Source organism: Roseimaritima multifibrata (assembly GCF_007741495.1).
GTDB lineage: Bacteria > Planctomycetota > Planctomycetia > Pirellulales > Pirellulaceae > Roseimaritima > Roseimaritima multifibrata.
Map to the genome: position 1 here is coordinate 2,195,438 of NZ_CP036262.1, position 19,416 is coordinate 2,214,853.

The following is a 19,416-nucleotide window of genomic DNA, read 5'->3' on the forward strand; positions in this document are numbered from 1 at the left end:
CAGTCGGAGCGGTTTCAACATTGGCCGAGCAGAGTCCTAAAACCCTGTCAGACTTAGAAGAAATCGATGCGATGCTCCCCGTTCAAGGAAACGATTGCTTTCTTCCAAGCTCCGGTGCGGCCGATCCGCTGCTTAAATCGCCGAGCCTTGCCCTTGCGGGTTTGGGTGCGAACTTTGGCAACCTTAACGTCAAACAGCGATTCAACAGCTGTTCGGACGTCGGTTTTGGTTGCGTCTTTATGAATTTCGAATGCGTACTGATTGTTCCTGGAAGCGCGATGGACGCCCTTCTCGGTAACCAAAGGCCGCAGGAGAACCTGATGCGGTTCAAGCTCGAGCCCGCCTTCGGGTTTCACAGGAGGTTGAATTCTTTTCATTGATTCGTTCCTTAACCTTGGCTGTCGCTTGAGGAGGAAGCGAACGTACCATCTTTAATCTTGTCCAGGGCGTCGCGGGTTACCAACAACCGGCGAGGCTTGAGGACCGAAAGGGCATTCAGTTCGCGAACCGGCGATACGCCGACTCCGCTAATGTTTCGAATGCTTTTGTAAACCATGCCGTCAAGTCCGGCCGTTGCAACCAGCGTGGTGGTGCTTTCAAGGCCAAGAGCCTTGAGGACCGCTACCATCTGCTTGGTTTTTGGCTCGCTGAATTCCAGTTTGTCGATAACGACAACCTGTCCATCAGAGATCTTGCTGGCGATCGCCATACGAGTCGCTAGGCGAATTGCCTTTTTCGGCAATCGATAGCTGTAATCGCGAGGCTTGATCGTGCGAGCAACACCACCACCGCGGCGGATGTTCGTTCGCTTGCTACCGGCTCGGGCGTTGCCCGTACCTTTTTGGCGATACATCTTCTTAGTGCTACCGCTAACCTGTCCACGAGTACGCGTGTTATGCGAGCCCTGGCGTAGGTTAGCCTGGTACATAACGACAACGTCGTGCAGCAATTGCTTGCTGATTTTAGGCGCGATCGCGGCGGGATCGATGTCGTAAGAACCGACACTCTCTCCACTGGCATCATATACCGTCAAAGTGGCCATGCGAACAAAACTCCAAATCCAAATATTCTTAAGCGGGGGGCAATCAAGCCGAAACCAAAACTAGCGAAGACGATTCGTTTCCCGAATCGAAACAAAGCCACCATTGGGGCCTGGAATCGCACCACGCACTAACAGCAAGTTGTTTTCTTCATCAACACGGACAACCTTCAGGTTTCGTGTTGTGATCTGAGCAGCTCCATAATGTCCCGCCATTTTGCGACCTTTGAAGGTCCTTGATGGCGAAGCACTGCAGCCCGTACCACCAGCGTGGCGGTGGACTTTCTTGACACCGTGAGAAGCACGTTGCCCTTGGAAATTGTGTCGTTTCATGACCCCGGCAAAACCGCGGCCCTTGCTCGTTCCGGTAACATCGACGGCGTCGATGCCTTCGAAGACGCTGACGGTAATCTTGGTACCGACTTCATCAGCGGTTTCGCCGCGGAACTCACGAATGAACTTTTGTGGTTCGCAGTCGGCTTTCGCGACAGGCTCAACCGACGCACGACCTTTTTGCCGCTTGCTGTCAAGCTTAGCAACGTGGCCGCGTTCGCTACGGATAGCTAAACGTCGAGGCTTGTCTTCAAAGCCGATTTGCACAGCTTCGTAGCCATCTCGCTCCTGGGTGCGCACTTGCAATACATTGCATGGCCCTGCCTGGATAACCGTTACCGGCACGGCAGTACCGTCTTCCAAAAAGACTTGCGTCATCCCGACTTTACGGCCGAGGATTCCCCGTGGCATATCTAGTGCCTTCAGTAAACAAAGTTAGTGGAGCGAGTCGCCTCCCGAACCTGGCCGACACTGGTGTGTCAGGGGTTATCGGGACGGCTTCCGTTTCAAATGGAATACCGCACTTGCGAAACTACAGTCCGTTAAACCAATATATTGCTAACCCAAGGCCCCTACACAAGGCTTGGGAGGTCATGGACCCTTGCGGATACCATGTGGGTCGAAATCTTAACGTGGAACGTCTGGGCTGATAGCCCTAAAACGGAGTTTCCAGCAAGTTTCGAGTGATTCTTTTGCTCGGCCGCTTTTCAGGGCGGTCGAAATTGACTGGCGAAGACGAAGCGTCTTGGTCGGTCGTAAGTTTATCAGCGAGCTGAGGCTTTGATCTTGATGTCAACACCTGCAGGCAGGCTTAATTTGTTCAGTGCTTCAATTGTCTTAGCGGTTGCCGAAACAATATCGATCAGCCGTTTATGCGTTCTGATCTCGAATTGCTGGCGAGACTTCTTGTCGACAAATGGTCCTGACAAGACAGTGTATTTCTCGATCCGAGTTGGCAGAGGAATTGGTCCATGGACCTCACTGTGAGTACGTTTAACCGTTTCCACAATGTCCTGTGCACTCTGGTCTAAGACCGAGTGGTCGTACGCTTCCATACGGATGCGAATGACTTCGTGCGACCCAGCCGCCACGGCAAATACCTAATTTACAAGTTCTGAAGCGTTCTGAAGCAACGGCACGGTGTGAACTGACCCGGTGGTTCTGGATCGGCCTGAGATTGTCTGGCCGCCAAGAATCCGACATTGCTGTCGGGGATCAGCACCCTTTGTGGACGCTGCTTCGTTAAGAAGGGGAGAATCTAGCCGCACCCATACAGTCGGTCAACGGCTGAACGCTTTTTTTGAACTGAAAATTCATGTTTTTCTTTGCATGTTGGTGAACCTGGCCTGCCGTACCTTCTCTAAACTGCGCCGTCGGTAGAGGACGTCCCGCCGCTTGAGCCCGGTTTTCTACCCCATCTTTACCGAAAAAGGGGCGATAAATGCTAGCAATGGCGATGGGCGGGGCGGCAGGATGTGGCGCGCCCAGAATTTCTTGCGTCGGTCCTGAATCCGCCGATGGTTGGTTGATTAAAAATGTTTACCAGCATCGTTGTTGGTTCTTGATAGGCATTGGATGGCTGCATGGGGAGCCGATTTCGGCTGGGCGATTTTGGCGATCGGCGTGTGATGTCCGTAGAAATCGGGGCCGTTGGTGCGTTGTTTCTTGTTGCCTTGTCTTGCTTTGGTCTGCGCTTGTGGTTTTGAAATGGGCTGCTTTTTTGGTCAGAAACGGCAGGGATTTGTTGCCTTTCGATTAAATCAGCAACCCGGTAAGCGAGGGATAGCGGGTTGCGTTTTCGGTCCCTCGCTTACGCGGCGGGTTGGGATTTGGCGGCCTGTGGCGTTGCTCGCAACTTATTGGTCGCTCGTTCCCCGCGGAGGTCGTGTTGAGGGGCGTTTTTCGTGGAGCGAAAACGGGCATTCACTTGATCGACAGTTCGGCCACGCCTGACGGGGATCGTCCGGGCCTGTTTGTCGTTCGGCAATTGGCGACCGACGTCCCGGTGTGGTTAAACTAGTGGCTTCCTTCCCGGAGATTTCTCCATCTTCGTTTGCCCCCGTTTCGCGAGCCTGCCGATGCCTTTCCTTTGCCTGCCCGATCGTCGATCGATCTTTCCTCTATTGCTCGGCTTTTGCCTGTTCAGCGTTTCGGCGCAAGCTCAGACAACGGAGCCTGCGGAAATTCCGCCAGCGGACAATGGTGAATTGGCTGGAAATGATGAAGTGGCTCGCGTGATGCGTGAATTTAAGGGGCGAGGGGATTTGGGGGATGGTTCGCAACCTGCGACGCCGCTGGAAACTTTGAAGCGACTGAAGACACCGGAGGACGTGCAGGTGGATCTGGTCACGGCTGAATCAACGATCGCACAGCCTTTGCACATCCATTTTGATTTTCGCGGCCGGATGTGGGTGGTTCAGTATCGTCAGTATCCGTTTCCTGCCGGGCTGAAAGTCGTGCGATACGATCAGCATCTGCGAGCCGTTTTTGACAAAGTGCCTCCCGCTCCGCCGCACCATACGCCAGGAGCCGACTGTGTGACGGTGTTTGAAGATACCGACGGGGACGGTACCTATGATTCGCATCGCGATGTTATCACGGGGCTGAATATCGCTACCAGTGCAGCCGTTACACCGGAGGGGATTTGGGTGATGAATCCTCCTTACTTGCTGTTCTATCCCGATGCGGACCAAGATGCGGTCGTCGATGGTGATCCTGAAGTTCATCTAACCGGTTTTGGTATTGAAGATACGCATGCGGTTGCCAACAGTTTACGTTCGGGGCCGGACGGTTGGTTGTACGGTGCGAATGGTAGCACGACCACGGCATCGGTTCGTGCTCCGCTTTCAGAGAATCCAGAGCAAGCGACCTCTTTTCAGGGACAGTGCATCTGGCGGTACCATCCCCAGCAACATCGTTTTGAGGTATTCGCAGAAGGGGGCGGCAATACCTTTGGGATGGAGATCGATGCGGCGGGGTTGACGTTTTCGGGCACCAATGGTGGTTCGACGCGGGGGATGTTTTACCCACAGGGAAGCTATGGGCATAAGTCCTGGGGGAAGCATGGTCCACTAACCAATCCGTATGCGTTTGGCTTTTTCCCTCACATGCGTTTTGAGGGGGACACCCGGCGTTTTACGCAGGCATTGGTTGTTTATCAGGACGATGCGATGCCCGAACGCTATCGGAACCAGATTGTCGCAATCAATCCGCTGCAACGTTGTGTTATCAGCAGTAACTTGGAGCCCGATACATCGACGTTTCGTACTGCTGATTTTGAGCAAACGGTCGAGACCGATGACCGCTGGTTCCGACCGGTTGCGATCGCCGTGGGTCCGGACGGAGGCGTTTACTTGGCGGATTGGTACGACACTCGCTTGACCCATGTCGATCCTCGAGACAATTGGCACAAGACAAGTGGGCGGGTTTACCGGTTGAGCGGAAAAGAGACGCCTGCAGAATCGAAAGCTGAATTCGAAGCGATTCTTCCTTCTCGGACACGTTTCGATCTGTTGGCTATGGAGACTTCCAGTCTGTTGGAACTGCTGAAACACCCAAGCCGGACCATCCGGTTTTTGACGTTGGACGCCATCGTCGATCGCGACGATCAGGCCGCGATCCCGTCGGCGAACGGTACGCAGCAGACGCTTGATCAACAGTTGCAAGCGATCATCGATGATTCGGCGGATAGTCGTCGCCTTTTGGCGTTATGGGCATTGGAACGTCGTGGGGCTTTGACGGAAGCGACATTGGTGGAACGCCTGAGTGCATCGGAGTCCGGTCCGGATCTGCGGCGATGGGCGATTCGAATTCTCGGAGACCGCGGGACGGCAAATGCTTCAGAGCGATCGGCTTTGGTGCGGTTGGCGAACGAAGAGACCGACGTGCGAGTGAGGTCTCAGTTGGCCTCCAGTGCCGCTCGCCTGCCTGCCGATGTGGCGTTGCCTGTGATCGATCGAATGTTACGCAAAGACGCCGACCAGCAGGATTTGCAATTGCCCCTGCTGATCTGGTGGGCGTTGGAAGCCCACTGCGGTTCTTCTGCGGATTCCGTTGCTGCGATGTTCGAGGATCCGGACCTCTGGCAGACCGCGCTCGTTCGTCAGACGATCCTGTCGCGATTGATGCGTCGCTTTGCTGCGGAGGGGACTTCCAAAGCGTATGAAGTTAATGGGCGGTTGTTGGCTCAGGCTCCCGATATGGAGTCCAAAGCAATTTTGATTCGAGGGTTTGAGGAAGCGTTTGCGGGCCGGAAAGTGGAAACGCTGCCAAAATCTCTTCAGGATCAGCTTGCCATCTATCGCAAGGAGCGTCCTGAATCGGATCTGCCGCTTCGGTTACGTCAGGGGGATAAGGAGGCCGTCGCATTGGTGCTGAAACGGATCACGGATCCAAAGGTTTCCATTAGCGAGAAGGTTGAATTGATCTCGATTTTGGGAGAAACCCGAGACAAACAGGCGGTTTCTGGACTGTTGCGTCGTCTGACCAGTGACCCATCGGTCGCGGTCAAGCAAGCAGCCCTGCAGGCCCTATCGCGGTTTCCAGATCCCAGCATCGGGCGAACGATAGCGGGCGCCTATCACAGTGCGATGGATGACAGTACCAATTTGCGAGAGATGGCGATTCGCGTTTTGGGCAGTCGACCTGAGTGGGCCGCGATGCTGCTGAACGAAATCGACGCCGCGAAAATCGCCGTCGAACGCGTACCGGCGGATGTTGTCGTCCAAATGCAATCTTTAGGAAGTGAGCCCCTGAAACAACGGCTTTCCCAGCACTGGGGAACCGTTCGAGCGACTCCGGCAGAAAAGCAGACACTGATCCAAGAAATCGAACAGATCGTAAAATCGCGGCAAGCCGCGGACGATGGTCACGGACAGGCATTGTTCACGAAACACTGTGGAGCTTGTCATAAGATGTTCGGTGCAGGGGGCAAGGTCGGTCCCGATCTGACGGGGTACGAACGTTCCAATCTTGATTTTTTGACATTGGCCGTTGTCGATCCGTCGGCGGCGATTCGCGAAGAGTTTACGAACTATCGATTGCTTACCGTCGATGGGCAAGTCATTGGTGGCTTGCTGGAGAACCAAACACCTGATACCTACACGATTCGGACCGCCGAAGGGCAAGCCATCCAAATCAACCGTGAAGACGTTGAAAGTTTGCAGGCCTCGCCGGTTTCGTTGATGCCTGAAAACCTATTGGCCCCATTGTCTCCCGAAGAGATTCGTGATCTGTTTGCATACCTGCAACGACGCGGCCAACCCTCCAACTGATACAGCAGCCATTTCTCCTCCGACCACTGACATGACGTCTTCCTCGCTGTCCGATTCCACACCGGCAGCGTTTGAGAAACCGAAAACCTGGGAACCGATGCGGTTCCCACTTTTTCGCATGTTTTGGGCGGCTTCATTGGCGTCTAATTTAGGGACGTGGATTCACGAGATCGGGGCCAGTTGGCTGATGACCGACCTGAGTGATTCGCCGTTGCTGGTTTCCGCGGTGAGGACTTCGATGTCCTTGCCGATTCTATTATTAGCACTCCCCGCGGGAGTTTTGGCGGACCGAATCGATCGTCGCCGGTTGTTGATCGGCACCCAGTTCTTGATGTTGGTCGTTGCCGCCAGCATGGCCTTTTTGACCTGGACCAATCAGGTGCATCCCGCCGGTTTGTTAGGTTTGACCACGTTGATGGGGCTGGGGATGGTGTTGCACGTGCCGACCTGGCAGGCATGTACGCCGGAGTTGGTGCCGCGCCGTTTGTTGCCTCAGGCAGTATCGCTGGGAAGCATCAGTTTCAATCTTGCACGGTCGGTTGGGCCAGCAATCGGCGGCTTTTTGATCGGCGTTTGGGGGCCATGGTCCGCCTTTGCAATGAATGCCGTGTCGTTTGCCGGCGTGTTGTTTGTGTTGTTGACTTGGAAAAGGGAGACGACCGAGCAGCATTTTGGGAAATCGTTTTCGCAGTCGATGATGGAGGGGCTTCGGTTTGCCCTTCATGAAAGAATCATGCGGAACGTACTGCTCCGCGTGTTCCTGTTTGTCTTGCCCGCCAGTGCCCTTTGGTCGCAGTTGCCACTATTGGCGCGGTTTCAGTTGCAGTGGGATTCTCGCGGGTACGGATTGATGGTTTGCGGTTTGGGAGTCGGAGCGGTGCTCGCCGCTTTTTCGATCGACCGGCTGCGCTATCGATTCGGTAGCGATCGATTATTAGCCGGGGCGATGTTGCTGTTTTCAGTCTTCTTGGCATTGTTAGCCGCATGCACCGAGCAACTGCCAGCCCTGCTATTGATGTTGCCAATGGGAGCTTGTTGGATGATCGTGTTAACCACTTTAAACGCGACCGCGCAAATGACACTTCCGCAGCCGCTAAGGGCCAGAGGTATGGCTTGTTATCTAACCAGCCTAGCGTTGGCGATGAGCGCTGGTTCAATGATTTGGGGGCAGGTTGCAGAACTGGGGTCGCCCGCCGTCAGTTTGGTTGTCGCCGCCGGTTTAATGGCGATCCTGGTCCTCCCCACAAGGCAAGCCTCCATCGGAACCGCGTTAACCGAAACCGAAGAATCGAACGGATAGACGGTCAATCAGTCGTCATAGCCGGGCTGTCGATTTAGTGAAAGACGCCTTTCGCTCGGGACGTGAAATGTATTGGTGAAGGGTTTGCAGCCGTTGACGAGTCTCCATGGGGCTGAGTGAACAGGTAGCCCGCTGGGCTAAAAGCACGGCACTCAGACTCGGATGGGCAGGGGGGGAATCGTCATCTATAAGTTTCACGTCCCCCGAGCCGAAAGCGTTCGTCCGCAACGCTTTCGGTTCGGAGAACCGAGCGACATTGAATGCTCCGCTATGATTGAAATCCCGCAGTAATAAAATCGACGTCGCGGAGCGAAAGGCGACCATCGAAGATTCACCGCCTTGCACCTGTGCGCACGCTACGGAATTGTCCGAGATACGTTTTGCGTCTGTTGGGATTGGCGGCGGGCTGAGGATTTTGCTTCGAAAGAGTTTCACAATTTGCTTGGTGGTTCGGCTAAACTGGAGAGGAGACGTTCGTCTTGCTTAAGCTTGCCTGATTCTTCGGGAGCCTCGTTTCGTAATGAATTTGCACTTCTTTGCTGCGATTATTGCGTGTCGGAACGCTGTTTCTCTTGGCGTGCTGATTCTGTTTGCCGTCTTGCCTGGCACGGTTCGTGGGGATTGGCAGGATGCGGATCTCGATTCGGTTGCTCGATTTGTTTCGTCGCATTGCGTGGATTGCCATGCCTCGGGTGATGCGGTTGGTAACTTTGATATCGAAGCGATTCCGCTTTCGGTTGCGGAGCTGAATTTGGCCGATTTTGATACGGCCCCCTGGGAACGAATCCTGCGACGGATCGATACTCGGCAGATGCCGCCTCCGGATGCTGATCGCCCGGCGGAGGCGGAATACGTTGCCGCGGCGGAAGCCCTTGGTCGAATACTTGCCGAGCGTGCGGAAGTGTTTCCGCGCACCGGTAAAGTTGCGGCGATCCGCCGGATGACGCGGATGGAATATCAAAATGCGATTCGCGATCTGTTGGGCGTTTCCATCGATGCTGCCTCATATCTTCCCAAAGACGAAGCGAGTCACGGATTTGACAATATTACGGTCGGCGAACTCTCGCCGACGCATTTGAATCGATACCTCTCGGCGGCTCAGGCGATCAGCCGTGCAAGTCTGGGTGGGATTGGTAATGGCCCCAGCGGTGTCACGATCCGTGTTCCTGCCGACCGCTCGCAAGAAGATCATGTCGCAGGGCTTCCTTTTGGGACTCGCGGTGGCACCCGTTTTGAGCATCTGTTTCCGCAGACCGGCGAATATGAGTTCGAACTGAAATTGACGCGGGATCGTGATGAGAAAGTGGAGGGGCTTTTTCAGTCTCATGATATTGACGTTCTGGTGGACCGCGAACCGTTGCATCGCTTTACGGTCCACCCACCGGGCAAAACGGCGGGATCGAATCGCAATGACTATACCCATGTCGATTCGCATTTACGGTGTCGCGTGCAAATCGACGCAGGGCTCCGTTCCGTTGGCGTCACCTTTCCAAAAACATTTGCGTCACTGGTTGAGTCAAAGCGTCAGCCGTTTGATGCTAGTTTTAATCGCCACCGGCATCCCCGCCGGACGCCCGCGATCTATCAGATTTCGATCGTAGGGCCGTTTAACGGGAAAGGCCCCGGCAACACGCTCAGCCGAAGAATGATCTTTGGTGATTCCGGGGTCCCACAAGCGACCGACCGCGACCAAGCAAAGTCGATTCTGGCAAAGGTGGCCCGCATCGCCTATCGAAGGAATCTTGACGAACAGGATTTGACGGTCCTGATGCGTTTTTTTGATCTTGAATCCGATGTTGGATTTGAAGCGGGGATTGAATCCGGGATCGCTGCGATATTGGTTAACCCGAATTTTCTGTTTCGCGTCGAGCAAACGCCGGCGGTTGAAGAGGGGGCGGCGGTCGGATTCATTAGCGATTTCGAATTGGCTTCGCGTCTCTCTTACTTCTTATGGAGCAGTTTGCCGGATGAACGGCTGCTGCAGCTGGCGGAAAGCCAGCAACTGCACAAGCGGGATGTCCTTCGCACCGAAGTGGAGCGGATGTTGTTGGATGATCGCTCTCGTTCATTGGTCGATAACTTTGCTTCCCAGTGGCTCTATTTGCAAAATCTAGAATCGATTACCCCCGACTTACGGTTGTTTCCAGACTTTGACGACAATCTTCGTCAAGCTTTTCAGCAAGAAACGAAACACCTCTTTCTGCAGGTTCTTCGCGATGATCGAAGTGTCTTGGATCTGATTCGATCGAAGCACACGTTTTTGAATGAGCGGCTTGCCACGCATTATGGGATTGCGGGCGTCACTGGCAGTGAATTTCGACGCGTTGAACTGGACGGTAACAGCCATCGCGGAGGGATCTTGCGGCATGGCAGTATCCTGATGGTGACCTCTTACGCGACTCGTACATCGCCGACGATTCGTGGTAACTGGGTTCTTGAAAATATCTTTGGCACCCCCGCGCCACCTCCGCCACCGGACATTCCAAATTTGAAGGAAATGTCATCGGTGAAAGCGTCGACGGTTCGCGAGCGTTTAGCGGTCCACCGTCAGAACCCGGCCTGTGCAAGTTGCCATGATCGAATCGACCCGGTTGGATTTGCGCTTGAAAATTTTGATGCCGTTGGCCGCTGGCGGACTTTTGAAGGAACCCTTGCTGTCGATTCACGCGGAGCGCTGCCGGATGGATCGGAAGTGCTGTCGGTTGACGATCTGGAAAACGGGATCGTGAATCGGCCGACGATTTTTGCTCGGACGTTGACCGAGAAACTGATGACGTTTGCACTCGGCCGATCCGTTGAAGCGGCGGACGGTCCTGCAGTTAGACAAGTTGTTCAGAACGCAGCAAGACAAAACTATCGCTTTTCAAGCCTCCTTACCGAGATCGTGCTAAGCGATCCATTCCGTTTGCGGAGTACCGTTGAACCATGAGAAAGCTATCCATATCCCGGCGAACGATGTTACGCGGTACCGGGACTGCGATTTCACTTCCGTTGCTTGACGCGATGGTTCCCGCAATGACGGCATTGGCCGACACCGTCGCTGCCGATAACCATTTGAAGCGGATCGGTTATATCTATGTTCCGATGGGCTTTAATCCGGCGCACTGGACGCCAACGGACGATACTCTGGAGCAGCTTCCTTCCAGTTTGGAACCGCTTCAGGCGATCAAGGATCAAGTCACCGTCATCACGAATACCGATCTGAAGAATGCCTACCCAGGATCACATGCGACATCGAATTCGACGTTCTTGAGTGCCGCTAGGGCTAAGCAGACGGAGAGCAGCGACTATCGCAGCGGCACGACGGTTGATCAAATTGCGGCCCGCCATATTGGACAGGATTCGCAGCTTCCTTCCCTTGAGCTTTCGATGGACCTGTTGTCGACCGTCGGGCAGTGCGACAACGGATACGCCTGCGTCTACCAGAACAGTTTGTCTTGGTCGTCGCCAACCGCTCCGCTTCCCTCCGAGGCACACCCGCGGATCGTGTTTGAGAGCTTGTTCGGTGAAGGAGGTACGCCCGAGCAACGTCGGATCGCCCTGCAAAAGCGAAGCAGTTTGCTGGATTTGGTTACCGGTGAAATCAAACGGATTAAACAGCGAGTGGGGCCGGGCGATCGAAACAAGATCGACGGATACCTTGATAGTATTCGCGAAGTCGAACGCCGGATCCAAAATGCGGAACGCAATGCTGCTGACAATCCGCTGCCGGATCTGGATCGGCCCGTCGGCGTGCCGACTGACTATGCGGAACATGCGGCGCTAATGTTCGAGCTTCAATTGTTGGCATTTCAAGGTGATATTACCCGCGTTGTCAGTTTCCAGTTGGCTCGCGAGGCAAGTACACGCACCTATCCGGAAATTGGTGTTCCCGAACCGCATCACCCGATTACCCATCACGGGAAAGATCCCGAGAAACTAGAAAAGGTGGCGAAGATCAATCGCTTTCATCTGTCGTTGTTCGCTGATTTTCTGAAACGGATGCAGGAAACGCCTGAGGGGAACGGGAATTTGTTGGACCATTCCCTCTACATGTATGGGAGTGGGATGGGAGATCCCGATAAGCATGACCACACCAATTTGCCGTTGGTGATTGCCGGAGGGGCTGCGGGACAGATGCGCGGTGGAAGGCATATTCAGTACGACGACCCGATGCCGCTGTCCAATGTGCACTTGACCCTGCTGAACAAGATCGGTGTGCCGCTAGAATCCTTTGCCGACAGTACGGGCACGATCGACGAACTGTTTGATCCCGTGACGCTTTAACCCGATTGGACGATTCCAGGCACGCTTTCGATCCTTTGTTTTAAGGTTGTCTGTTTTGTTGACTCTTCTGAACATCCGGCAGGGATTCGTCTTGATGGTCCTTACGATTGCAACGCCAGTGGTGGTCGCTGCGCCGCCTCAAACCCTGGCCGATTTGGCGGAAGGGAAGGACTGGGATCGCGTCAGCGCGATGTTGGAGAAAGGGGAGGACGCCGGTTCGAAGCAGCCGGATGGAACGACGGCTTTGCACTGGGCGGCATTCTACGATCAGGCCGAAATGGTTAAACGCTTAGCAAAGCACGGTGCGGACCTGGACGCATTGAATCGCTATCAGGTGTCGCCGCTGAGTCTGGCGTGCGAATATGGGAATGCCAAAGCGGCGATGGCACTGATCGAATTGGACGCGGATGTCGAATCGAAACGGATTGGCAAAGAGACGCCCTTGATGCTGGCTGCGCGAAACGGAGATCCGCAGATCGTGAAGAGGCTTCTCCAGCATGGTGCCTCCGTCAAATCACAAGAGGTTGGTGGGCAAACCGCTCTGATGTGGGCTGCCGCCGCAGGGAATGCTGAAGCGGCTGCGCTGTTGATCGATGCGGGAGCCGATATCCATCGAACATTGCGGGCGTCTGGGTTTTCTGCGCCCATGTTTGCGGCTCGCCAAGGGCAAACCGACGTGATGATGAAGTTCATCGAATCGGGGTTTGACGTCCACACGGTCATCCAGCCGAAAAGGAGTGGGGCCCGTGATCCGCGGAAGGGGACGTCGGCGTTGCTGTTGGCCGTCGAAAGTGGGCATTTAGACCTTGCCCTTCGTCTGGTGGAAGCGGGCGCGGACCCGAACGACCAACGCAGCGGTTTTGCGCCGCTGCATGCAATCACGTGGGTGCGACGAACCGAACGAGGAGACAACCCGGCGGGGGATCCTGCGCCACGGATTACGGGGGACTTAAGTACGCTGGATTTTGTCAAAGCGATCGTCGCGGCGGGAGCGGATATCAACCTTCGGATTCACAACGGGAAACCTCGCGGAGGCCGTTTGAATCCGAAAGGGGCCACCCCCTTCTTGTTGGCGTCGCGGGGCGCCGATATTCCGCTGATGCGATTGATGTTGGAACTGGGGGCCGATCCAACGATCCCGAACGCCGATGGGACAACACCCCTGTTGGCGGCCGCCGGGGTGGGCGTGATTGCGGTGGGCGAAGAACCGGGGACGGAGGAAGAAGTGAATCTCGCGTTGCGAATGTTGTGCGATCTTGGCCTGGATCCGAACGCGGTCGATCGCAAGGGAGAAACCGCCATGCATGGTGCTGCACTCCGCACTTTCCCAAAAACCGTCGCGGTCCTGGCTGAGCTTGGGGCCGATCCCAAGATCTGGAATCGTGAAAACAGACGCGGGTGGACGCCTCACGAGATCGCTGCCGGGCAGCGTCCAGGCAGTGTAAAACCGTCGCCGGTGACCATCGCGGCTCTCGACGAAGCTCTGTGAGAGCCGAGAGCGATGTGTCTGGTGTCTTCCCTCCTGCCCAAGGCGCAGCTTCACCGTCTGCTGATCCGCGTTCTCAATCAAGGCGTATCGAAAATCTAGCCGTGGCGAGGTGCCGTGGTTCTTCTACCTTGCGTTTCGTAGGGTCCACCATAACTGTCGCAGCGCGACCGCTGGATCGTCGCTGCTGGCTCGCAGATTCTCAGCCGCTTCGCGTTGCTGCTTGCTGGGGGTCCAGTAGCCGGCCGCGTAGAACAGGTGCAAAGCCTGTTCGTCGTAGGAGTCGATCGAATGGAGCCACTGAGCGGGGATCGTTGCCGACGTTTCGTGGGAAGTCGGAAAGGTGGTTCGCAGCCAATCCTCAAGCGATACATCCGGTTTGCGCCGGACGTACGGTTTGGTGTATTCGGTCGCGATTGGCTGGGCAAGCGTGGCAGGTACCGCGTTGATGTTGTTGCCGCCGTTCCACTGCATGGCTAAATCGACCAATCCTTCCAGAGGAAGCGATTCGGTTGCCGCAGGGAAAGCCGCAAAGACGCGTTCTTTAGATTCCGCGTTTGCCAGTTCGACATTGGATGCCCAGATGCCTTCCTGGGAACGAGCGTCCAAAGCTTGTGATTGATGCATCGGTGGAGCCGTCACGATCCAACTGACCAGTTTGGAGATGTTGAAATCATAGGCTCGCGTTTGGCTGGCCAAGTAGTCGCGAATCTGCGTAAATTCCTGCTCACTTGGTGGCGCGTCGGGATCCGAAACCGCTCCCGTCAATGGACGACCGTAGACGGCACTCCATAGACGATTCACCAGCGCCTGCGCCAGGCGTGGGTTGTTTTTCCAGTAGGATGAAACGGCTCGCAATTCGGTCAGCTTTAAATCGGTTTGATTTTCGGGGACCAATCCCAGCCAGGCGGCCGGGATCGCGGGTTCGGCATAGCGTTGGCGGCCGTCGGCCAATTCGTAGAACAGGTCTTTGGGGGAGGTCGGATCTTTGGCAACGCCGCGCTGCAGAACCGAAGCAAACGCCCAGTAGTCCGACTGTTGCAGTTTGCTGTCCAGCGGATGGTCATGGCAGCGAGCACAGCCAGCATCGACGTCCAACAGGCTATGAGCAACCTGCTGCGTCAGTTCCAGTCCGCTGTCCCCGCGGAGGCTTTTCTGCCAGATCCAGGGAGCCGTCGATTTCTCGGGAGCGGAAGCAAACAGTTGTGTGACGATGACGTCAAAACCGGCATCTTCGTTCAGTGCGTCGGAAACAAATTGTTGCAGCGTTTCGCGTTCGGTTTTATCGAGCGGTTTCCAGTCCCGTCCCAGTAATTGTTCAAGCAGCAATTGACTGATTGCGTCTCGAGCCGCCTCCGTTTTCAGTTGAGCCTGAACGGTCGTCGCATTGATTTCTTTTGTCGGATCGATTTCGATCGACAACAGGCTTTCCAGTCGCGACGCAACTTCGTCGGAGTTCGCCAATGCCGTGGGCTGCACGTCGACCTGTTTCCATGCCGCTAAGAAATGTTCGCCCAGTTGTTTCCGAATCACCGGTTCACGGTCCGCGACCGGTGGCAAAACCTTGGCTTGGGTCAATAGTTCCGCGGTGTAGCGGAAACTTTGCTCCGGCGTGAGCGGGCTCTCTTTCGGGTTCGCGAACGGCTCCAGATCGTTGGGGTCGTTAGCGTTTGCTAGATCGGTTGTGGAGGCAGGAAGGTCTAGCGGGTAGGAAGGGTCGACCGCTGTGGAATTTGCCAAATCGTTGCGAAGGGTATCGTCCATCGCCGCTGGATTGTCCGATCTGTTTTGTTCTGGTTCCCCGGTCACTCCGGCGACTTCACTGTTGGGGTCTTGATCGTTGAGGCCGCGAACGGAGACCAGCAGCAATGTTGCAGCGGCGAGCGCTGCGATTCCCAAGATTGCGACGGAGAACGCGCGACGTTTTTTCGATCTGGATGCCCCATCGACGCCTATACCCAACCGATTTTCCGCAAGGGAATCGGCCGGTTCGTTCTGCAAACGCTGCAGAATGATATCGGTCTGGTCCACGGGACGACCGCCACCAAGGATCTCCGTTAGGAAAACCTCTAGCGCGGCATCGTCGACGCTGGATCGGGTTAGATCGTGTTGAGTTGGTTCGTCACGCATGTTTTTAACTGTTGTTTGGCTCGCTGCATTAAATTGCGAGCGCCATGTTCGGAAATGCCCAGTGCATCCCCGATTTCGGCTCGGCTTGCCGAGTCGGAGTAACGCATTCGAAGTGCCTTGCGGGCTCGGTCGGTCAGGGCTGCGAGGCAGTTACGCAGTGCGTCACCCGCTTCGTCCCCCGTTAGATCGGCCCCTGCCCAGCGATCCCAAGATTCATCGAATAATTCAAACGCTGCGACCGGTTGTTCTTTTGCTTTTCGGCGATGCATTGAAACGACCAAGTTATAGGCCGTTCGCCGCAAGTAAGCCGATGTCGCCGCGTCACTGTGTTGCACGAAGGTGTCGCGTCGCAACACCTTTAAAAACGTTTCTTGAGTAATATCATCTGCCGTGCTCGCATCGCATCCCAACACGCGCAGGTACCTCCAGACGCCCTTCTGGTGGCGTTTGATAAGTTCCGCTGGTGTCCGTTCAACGTGTTCGTTAATCGTGGACTTCTGCTTTGAACTAGCAATACTCAAAAGGAAAACCTAAACGATGAGTTCTCGGATTAGTTTTCCACCGCCTGCAATCTTCATCGGACGGCCATTTTTCGAGGTGTAGGTTGTTTCCAAAGAAATTCCCAACCCACGGCAAACGGTTGCCATCAGATCTTCGCTGCTGAATGGTTCGGATTCAACGGTTGAACCATCGCTGCTGGTTTCGCCGACAGCCAAACCACCTTTGAGCCCGCCGCCACCAACCACGCAGCTCCAGGCTCGTGCAAAGTGGTCGCGTCCCGCACCGGCGTTGATGCGTGGGGTACGGCCGAATTCACCCATCCAGATAATCGCGGTGTTTTCCAGCAGCCCACGTTGTTCAAGGTCGGCGGTCAGGGCTCCCATTGCCTTGTCCATTTGCGGCAATTTGGTATCGGCCAGGGTTGGGAAAATCCCCGCGTGATTGTCCCAGCCGCCCAGATCGACTTCGATAAAGGGAACGCTCGCTTCGACAAGGCGTCTGGCCAGCAAGCAACCTTGGCCGAAGCGGTTGGTGCCGTACATCTCTTTCATCGCTTCAGGTTCTTCGTCAACCTTAAACGCTTTCATCTGTTCGCTTGTCATTAGATCAAGCGTCTTCTTCAGTACTTTTTGGTGCTCGGTGGCCGCGGAAGCTCGGGTGCGGCCGATGAATCCTGATTCGATTACATCAAGCGCTGCCATTCGTTGCAGTAAGCGACGCTCTTCCAGTTGCATTTTCAGGTTTCGGATCTGGCCGTTGCTGGTTACCGAGAATGGAGCCCAGGCCATGCCGAGGAATCCTGGTCCAGTGCTGGCGCCGCCGATCGAAACAAACGGAGGGATCGCTAGTCCGTCGCGTTGGCCGTACAGTTCGTGAGCCAGCACGCTTCCGTAGCCAGGGTGTTCGATGTTCGGGTTAGGAACATACCCGGTGTGCATGTAGTAGCGTCCGCGATTATGGTCCGCTTCGCGGGTGCTCATCGAACGAACGACCGACAGGTTGTGCATCTGTTTTGCCGTTTCCGGCATGTGCTCACAGATTTGCATGTCACCAGAGGTGCTGATGGGATTGAACGGGCCACCCGTTGCGGTTCCCGGTTTCATGTCCCACATGTCGATCGTGGAGGGACCGCCACCCATCCACAGCAGAATCGCAGACTTTTGGTTCTTCCGCATTTCTTCCGCATGGACGTTGATGCTGTTGCCCATCAGGGCAGCGGTGCCAGCCATCATCGAGGCACCCGCCATATGTTTGGCGAAGTGCCGGCGGGTCATCCCTGCAGGCGTTGCCCAGGGTAGGTTGGAAGGACGATGCATTGTGAAGCTCCTAAGCGGATTTAGAAAAGTAGTTCAGCGATTCAGAAAAGAGGCTGGGGATTTAGTGTTGCATGATGAATTCGTTGCTATTGAGCAGCGCCCACCACATGTCCTGAAGCATCGCAGCTTCGTCACCTCCTCGAGCCGCCAGCAGCTTAGTAGCCATTGTCTGCTCGTTCCGAGTAGGTCGCCGGGCGACCCCCGTCAGGAAGAGTTTGTCCAACTTTGCTCGAAGCCGTTCGTCCTCGGCACGGATGTCGCCGAGGAAGCTTCCTTTATCGATCGCGGTCGCCTGTTTGATCAGGTCTCCGTTGAACATCATTAAAGCTTGTGGAATCGAACCGTTGAAGGTTGTCGCTTCGTCTCCTTCGTCCGTGCCGAAAGCAACCACAAACTGAGACAGCCATTTTCGCCGTGCCTGTTCTTGCTTTTCGTACGATCCTTTGGCCGAGGCTCCGGATGCGGTTAGCAGGGACTGGTACAGGTCTTCGGCCTGCATTTGGCGAAGGTAAAAATGTGAGAATTTAGGGGATTCGCCCAGAGTCGGATCGTCCAGTTCATTGTTCGAAGTCATCTGTGAACTGAGCTGATACGGACGGCTGAGGGTGATCCACTCGATCAACTGTTTCGGGTCGTAGCTATGTTGCCGCACCTGTTCACCAAGGTACTGCAGCAGTTCAGGGTGGGACGACGGATTGTGTGGACCGAGGTCATCGATCGGTTTGGTGAACCCGTACCCGAGGAAATGTCCCCACATTCGGTTCACAAACATTTTGTCCAGGAATTCGTTGTCCAGCATCATTTTTGCCAGTTCTTCGCGGCGATTAACATCGCTCACAAATCCGCTGGCAGGGATTTCGCCTCCGTCGATAAAGACGGGGTATGCGACCTTGGTCAGTCCGTTGCGAAGTTCGTAGAAGATCATTGCGTCTTCTGGATCGCCCGCTTCGCCTGCGTAGTCTTCGTTTACCAATTCGCCATGATCGATATCACGTGTGCCGTCGACGTATCGGCGGAGCATCCGTGATTGTCGGAAAAAGGCGTTGAATTCCCAGAATTTCTGCTGTTTCCATTGGTTAAATGGATGATTGTGACACTGGGTGCACTGGACTTGTTGGCCCAGGAAAATTCTCGATACGCTGCTGGTCGCCAGGACCCCTTTCTCTTCGTTGACCTTGTCGGCAAGGAAGTTCACGGCGCCGTTGAAGTTCTCGGTTCCCGGTTTGGTCGATCCGGTGGCCGAAACCAATTCGTAAACCATTTGGTTGTAGGATTTGTTTTGGGCAAACGAATCCCGTAGATATTTTTGCATTCCGTCGCGGCTGGTCATCGAGCGGCGGTCGGTGCCGCCACTTCGTCCGATCAGGACATTGGTCCAGATCGTCGCCCAGTTGCGAGCGTATTCTTCGGTGTATTTGTCATCGTGAAGGAGTGTCTGGACCAGTTCGCGACGTTTGTTGCGGTCACGACTTCCCAAGAATTCCGTCAATTCTTCGTACGAAGGAATCCGGCCAAGAACGTCCAGATAGACTCGGCGACACCACTGGGCGTCGTCGGCATCGGGCGATGGGCGAATTTCGTAATCCGTCCACGTTTGCTCGATCGCTTTGTTGATCGCGGCTACCTGAGGCGGAATCGCCGCGGTTTGCGCGAAAACGACTGCCGGCATCAGCAATAGCAGACTGGAGATTATCAACGGTCGAAACATACGACCTATCCTTCGACTAAACGGAAAAGAAGAGAAATGCGACTTGCATTATGTAGTTAGAACG

At 55.2% G+C, this 19,416-nt stretch carries 13 protein-coding genes; 5 read left to right on the top strand and 8 right to left on the bottom strand.

The genetic code is table 11. The features are described from left to right. Positions 1–53: 53 nt before the first annotated feature. The 4 genes from rplW to rpsJ form a co-directional block, all read right to left on the bottom strand. Complete coding sequence (gene rplW, locus FF011L_RS08065) at positions 54–377, bottom strand: 50S ribosomal protein L23 (RefSeq protein ID WP_145351127.1); 324 nt, start codon at positions 375–377, stop codon at positions 54–56. An 11-nt stretch (positions 378–388) separates the two neighbouring features. Next, positions 389–1,042, bottom strand: coding sequence for a 50S ribosomal protein L4 (gene rplD, locus FF011L_RS08070; RefSeq protein ID WP_145351128.1), 654 nt, complete (start codon positions 1,040–1,042; stop codon positions 389–391). A gap of 60 nt (positions 1,043–1,102) precedes the next feature. Further along, positions 1,103–1,783, bottom strand: coding sequence for a 50S ribosomal protein L3 (gene rplC, locus FF011L_RS08075; RefSeq protein ID WP_145351129.1), 681 nt, complete (start codon positions 1,781–1,783; stop codon positions 1,103–1,105). Positions 1,784–2,136: 353 nt separating this feature from the next. Then, a complete protein-coding gene (gene rpsJ, locus FF011L_RS08080) occupies positions 2,137–2,463 on the bottom strand; it encodes a 30S ribosomal protein S10 (protein ID WP_145351130.1) in 327 nt (108 codons plus the stop codon). A 987-nt stretch (positions 2,464–3,450) separates the two neighbouring features. Here rpsJ and FF011L_RS08085 point away from each other — a divergent pair. The 5 genes from FF011L_RS08085 to FF011L_RS08105 all read left to right on the top strand — a co-directional run bounded on the left by FF011L_RS08085 (position 3,451) and on the right by FF011L_RS08105 (position 13,700). Continuing rightward, positions 3,451–6,645: a DUF7133 domain-containing protein gene (locus FF011L_RS08085; protein ID WP_145351131.1), complete on the top strand. Its 3,195-nt coding sequence runs from the start codon at positions 3,451–3,453 to the stop codon at positions 6,643–6,645. Positions 6,646–6,676: 31 nt separating this feature from the next. After that, the gene (locus FF011L_RS08090) at positions 6,677–7,945 is read left to right on the top strand and encodes an MFS transporter (RefSeq protein WP_145351132.1); all 1,269 of its coding nucleotides are present in this window, start codon (positions 6,677–6,679) and stop codon (positions 7,943–7,945) included. 520 nt (positions 7,946–8,465) lie between these two features. Continuing rightward, positions 8,466–10,874 (top strand): DUF1592 domain-containing protein, encoded by a 2,409-nt coding sequence (locus tag FF011L_RS08095; RefSeq protein ID WP_145351133.1) that lies wholly within the window; start codon positions 8,466–8,468, stop codon positions 10,872–10,874. A gap of 26 nt (positions 10,875–10,900) precedes the next feature. Beyond that, a complete protein-coding gene (locus FF011L_RS08100) occupies positions 10,901–12,211 on the top strand; it encodes a DUF1552 domain-containing protein (RefSeq protein WP_246109806.1) in 1,311 nt (436 codons plus the stop codon). Positions 12,212–12,266: 55 nt separating this feature from the next. Further along, on the top strand, positions 12,267–13,700 hold the full coding sequence (locus tag FF011L_RS08105) for an ankyrin repeat domain-containing protein (RefSeq protein ID WP_246109807.1): 1,434 nt from the start codon (positions 12,267–12,269) through the stop codon (positions 13,698–13,700). Positions 13,701–13,823: 123 nt separating this feature from the next. Here the strand turns inward: FF011L_RS08105 and FF011L_RS08110 are convergent, their stop codons facing one another. From FF011L_RS08110 to FF011L_RS08125, 4 genes are all read right to left on the bottom strand, one after another. Next, positions 13,824–15,827, bottom strand: a complete 2,004-nt coding sequence (locus tag FF011L_RS08110) for a DUF1549 domain-containing protein (protein ID WP_145351135.1) — start codon at positions 15,825–15,827, stop codon at positions 13,824–13,826. Then, positions 15,797–16,348, bottom strand: a complete 552-nt coding sequence (locus FF011L_RS08115) for an RNA polymerase sigma factor (protein ID WP_246109808.1) — start codon at positions 16,346–16,348, stop codon at positions 15,797–15,799. The genes FF011L_RS08110 and FF011L_RS08115 overlap by 31 nt, the downstream gene beginning before the upstream one ends. A gap of 9 nt (positions 16,349–16,357) precedes the next feature. Next, positions 16,358–17,602 (bottom strand): DUF1501 domain-containing protein, encoded by a 1,245-nt coding sequence (locus FF011L_RS08120; protein WP_145355114.1) that lies wholly within the window; start codon positions 17,600–17,602, stop codon positions 16,358–16,360. A 103-nt stretch (positions 17,603–17,705) separates the two neighbouring features. After that, positions 17,706–19,352, bottom strand: a complete 1,647-nt coding sequence (locus tag FF011L_RS08125) for a DUF1549 domain-containing protein (RefSeq protein ID WP_218933080.1) — start codon at positions 19,350–19,352, stop codon at positions 17,706–17,708. Positions 19,353–19,416: the final 64 nt, after the last annotated feature.

Bases quoted from the DNA above. Each gene is read 5' to 3' on its own strand.
- rplW (WP_145351127.1), bottom strand. From the start codon at position 377: ATGAAAAGAATTCAACCTCCTGTGAAACCCGAAGGCGGGCTCGAGCTT.
- rplD (WP_145351128.1), bottom strand. From the start codon at position 1,042: ATGGCCACTTTGACGGTATATGATGCCAGTGGAGAGAGTGTCGGTTCT.
- rplC (WP_145351129.1), bottom strand. From the start codon at position 1,783: ATGCCACGGGGAATCCTCGGCCGTAAAGTCGGGATGACGCAAGTCTTT.
- FF011L_RS08085 (WP_145351131.1), top strand. From the start codon at position 3,451: ATGCCTTTCCTTTGCCTGCCCGATCGTCGATCGATCTTTCCTCTATTG.
- FF011L_RS08090 (WP_145351132.1), top strand. From the start codon at position 6,677: ATGACGTCTTCCTCGCTGTCCGATTCCACACCGGCAGCGTTTGAGAAA.
- FF011L_RS08095 (WP_145351133.1), top strand. From the start codon at position 8,466: ATGAATTTGCACTTCTTTGCTGCGATTATTGCGTGTCGGAACGCTGTT.
- FF011L_RS08100 (WP_246109806.1), top strand. From the start codon at position 10,901: ATGTTACGCGGTACCGGGACTGCGATTTCACTTCCGTTGCTTGACGCG.
- FF011L_RS08110 (WP_145351135.1), bottom strand. From the start codon at position 15,827: ATGCGTGACGAACCAACTCAACACGATCTAACCCGATCCAGCGTCGAC.
- FF011L_RS08120 (WP_145355114.1), bottom strand. From the start codon at position 17,602: ATGACCCGCCGGCACTTCGCCAAACATATGGCGGGTGCCTCGATGATG.
- FF011L_RS08125 (WP_218933080.1), bottom strand. From the start codon at position 19,352: ATGTTTCGACCGTTGATAATCTCCAGTCTGCTATTGCTGATGCCGGCA.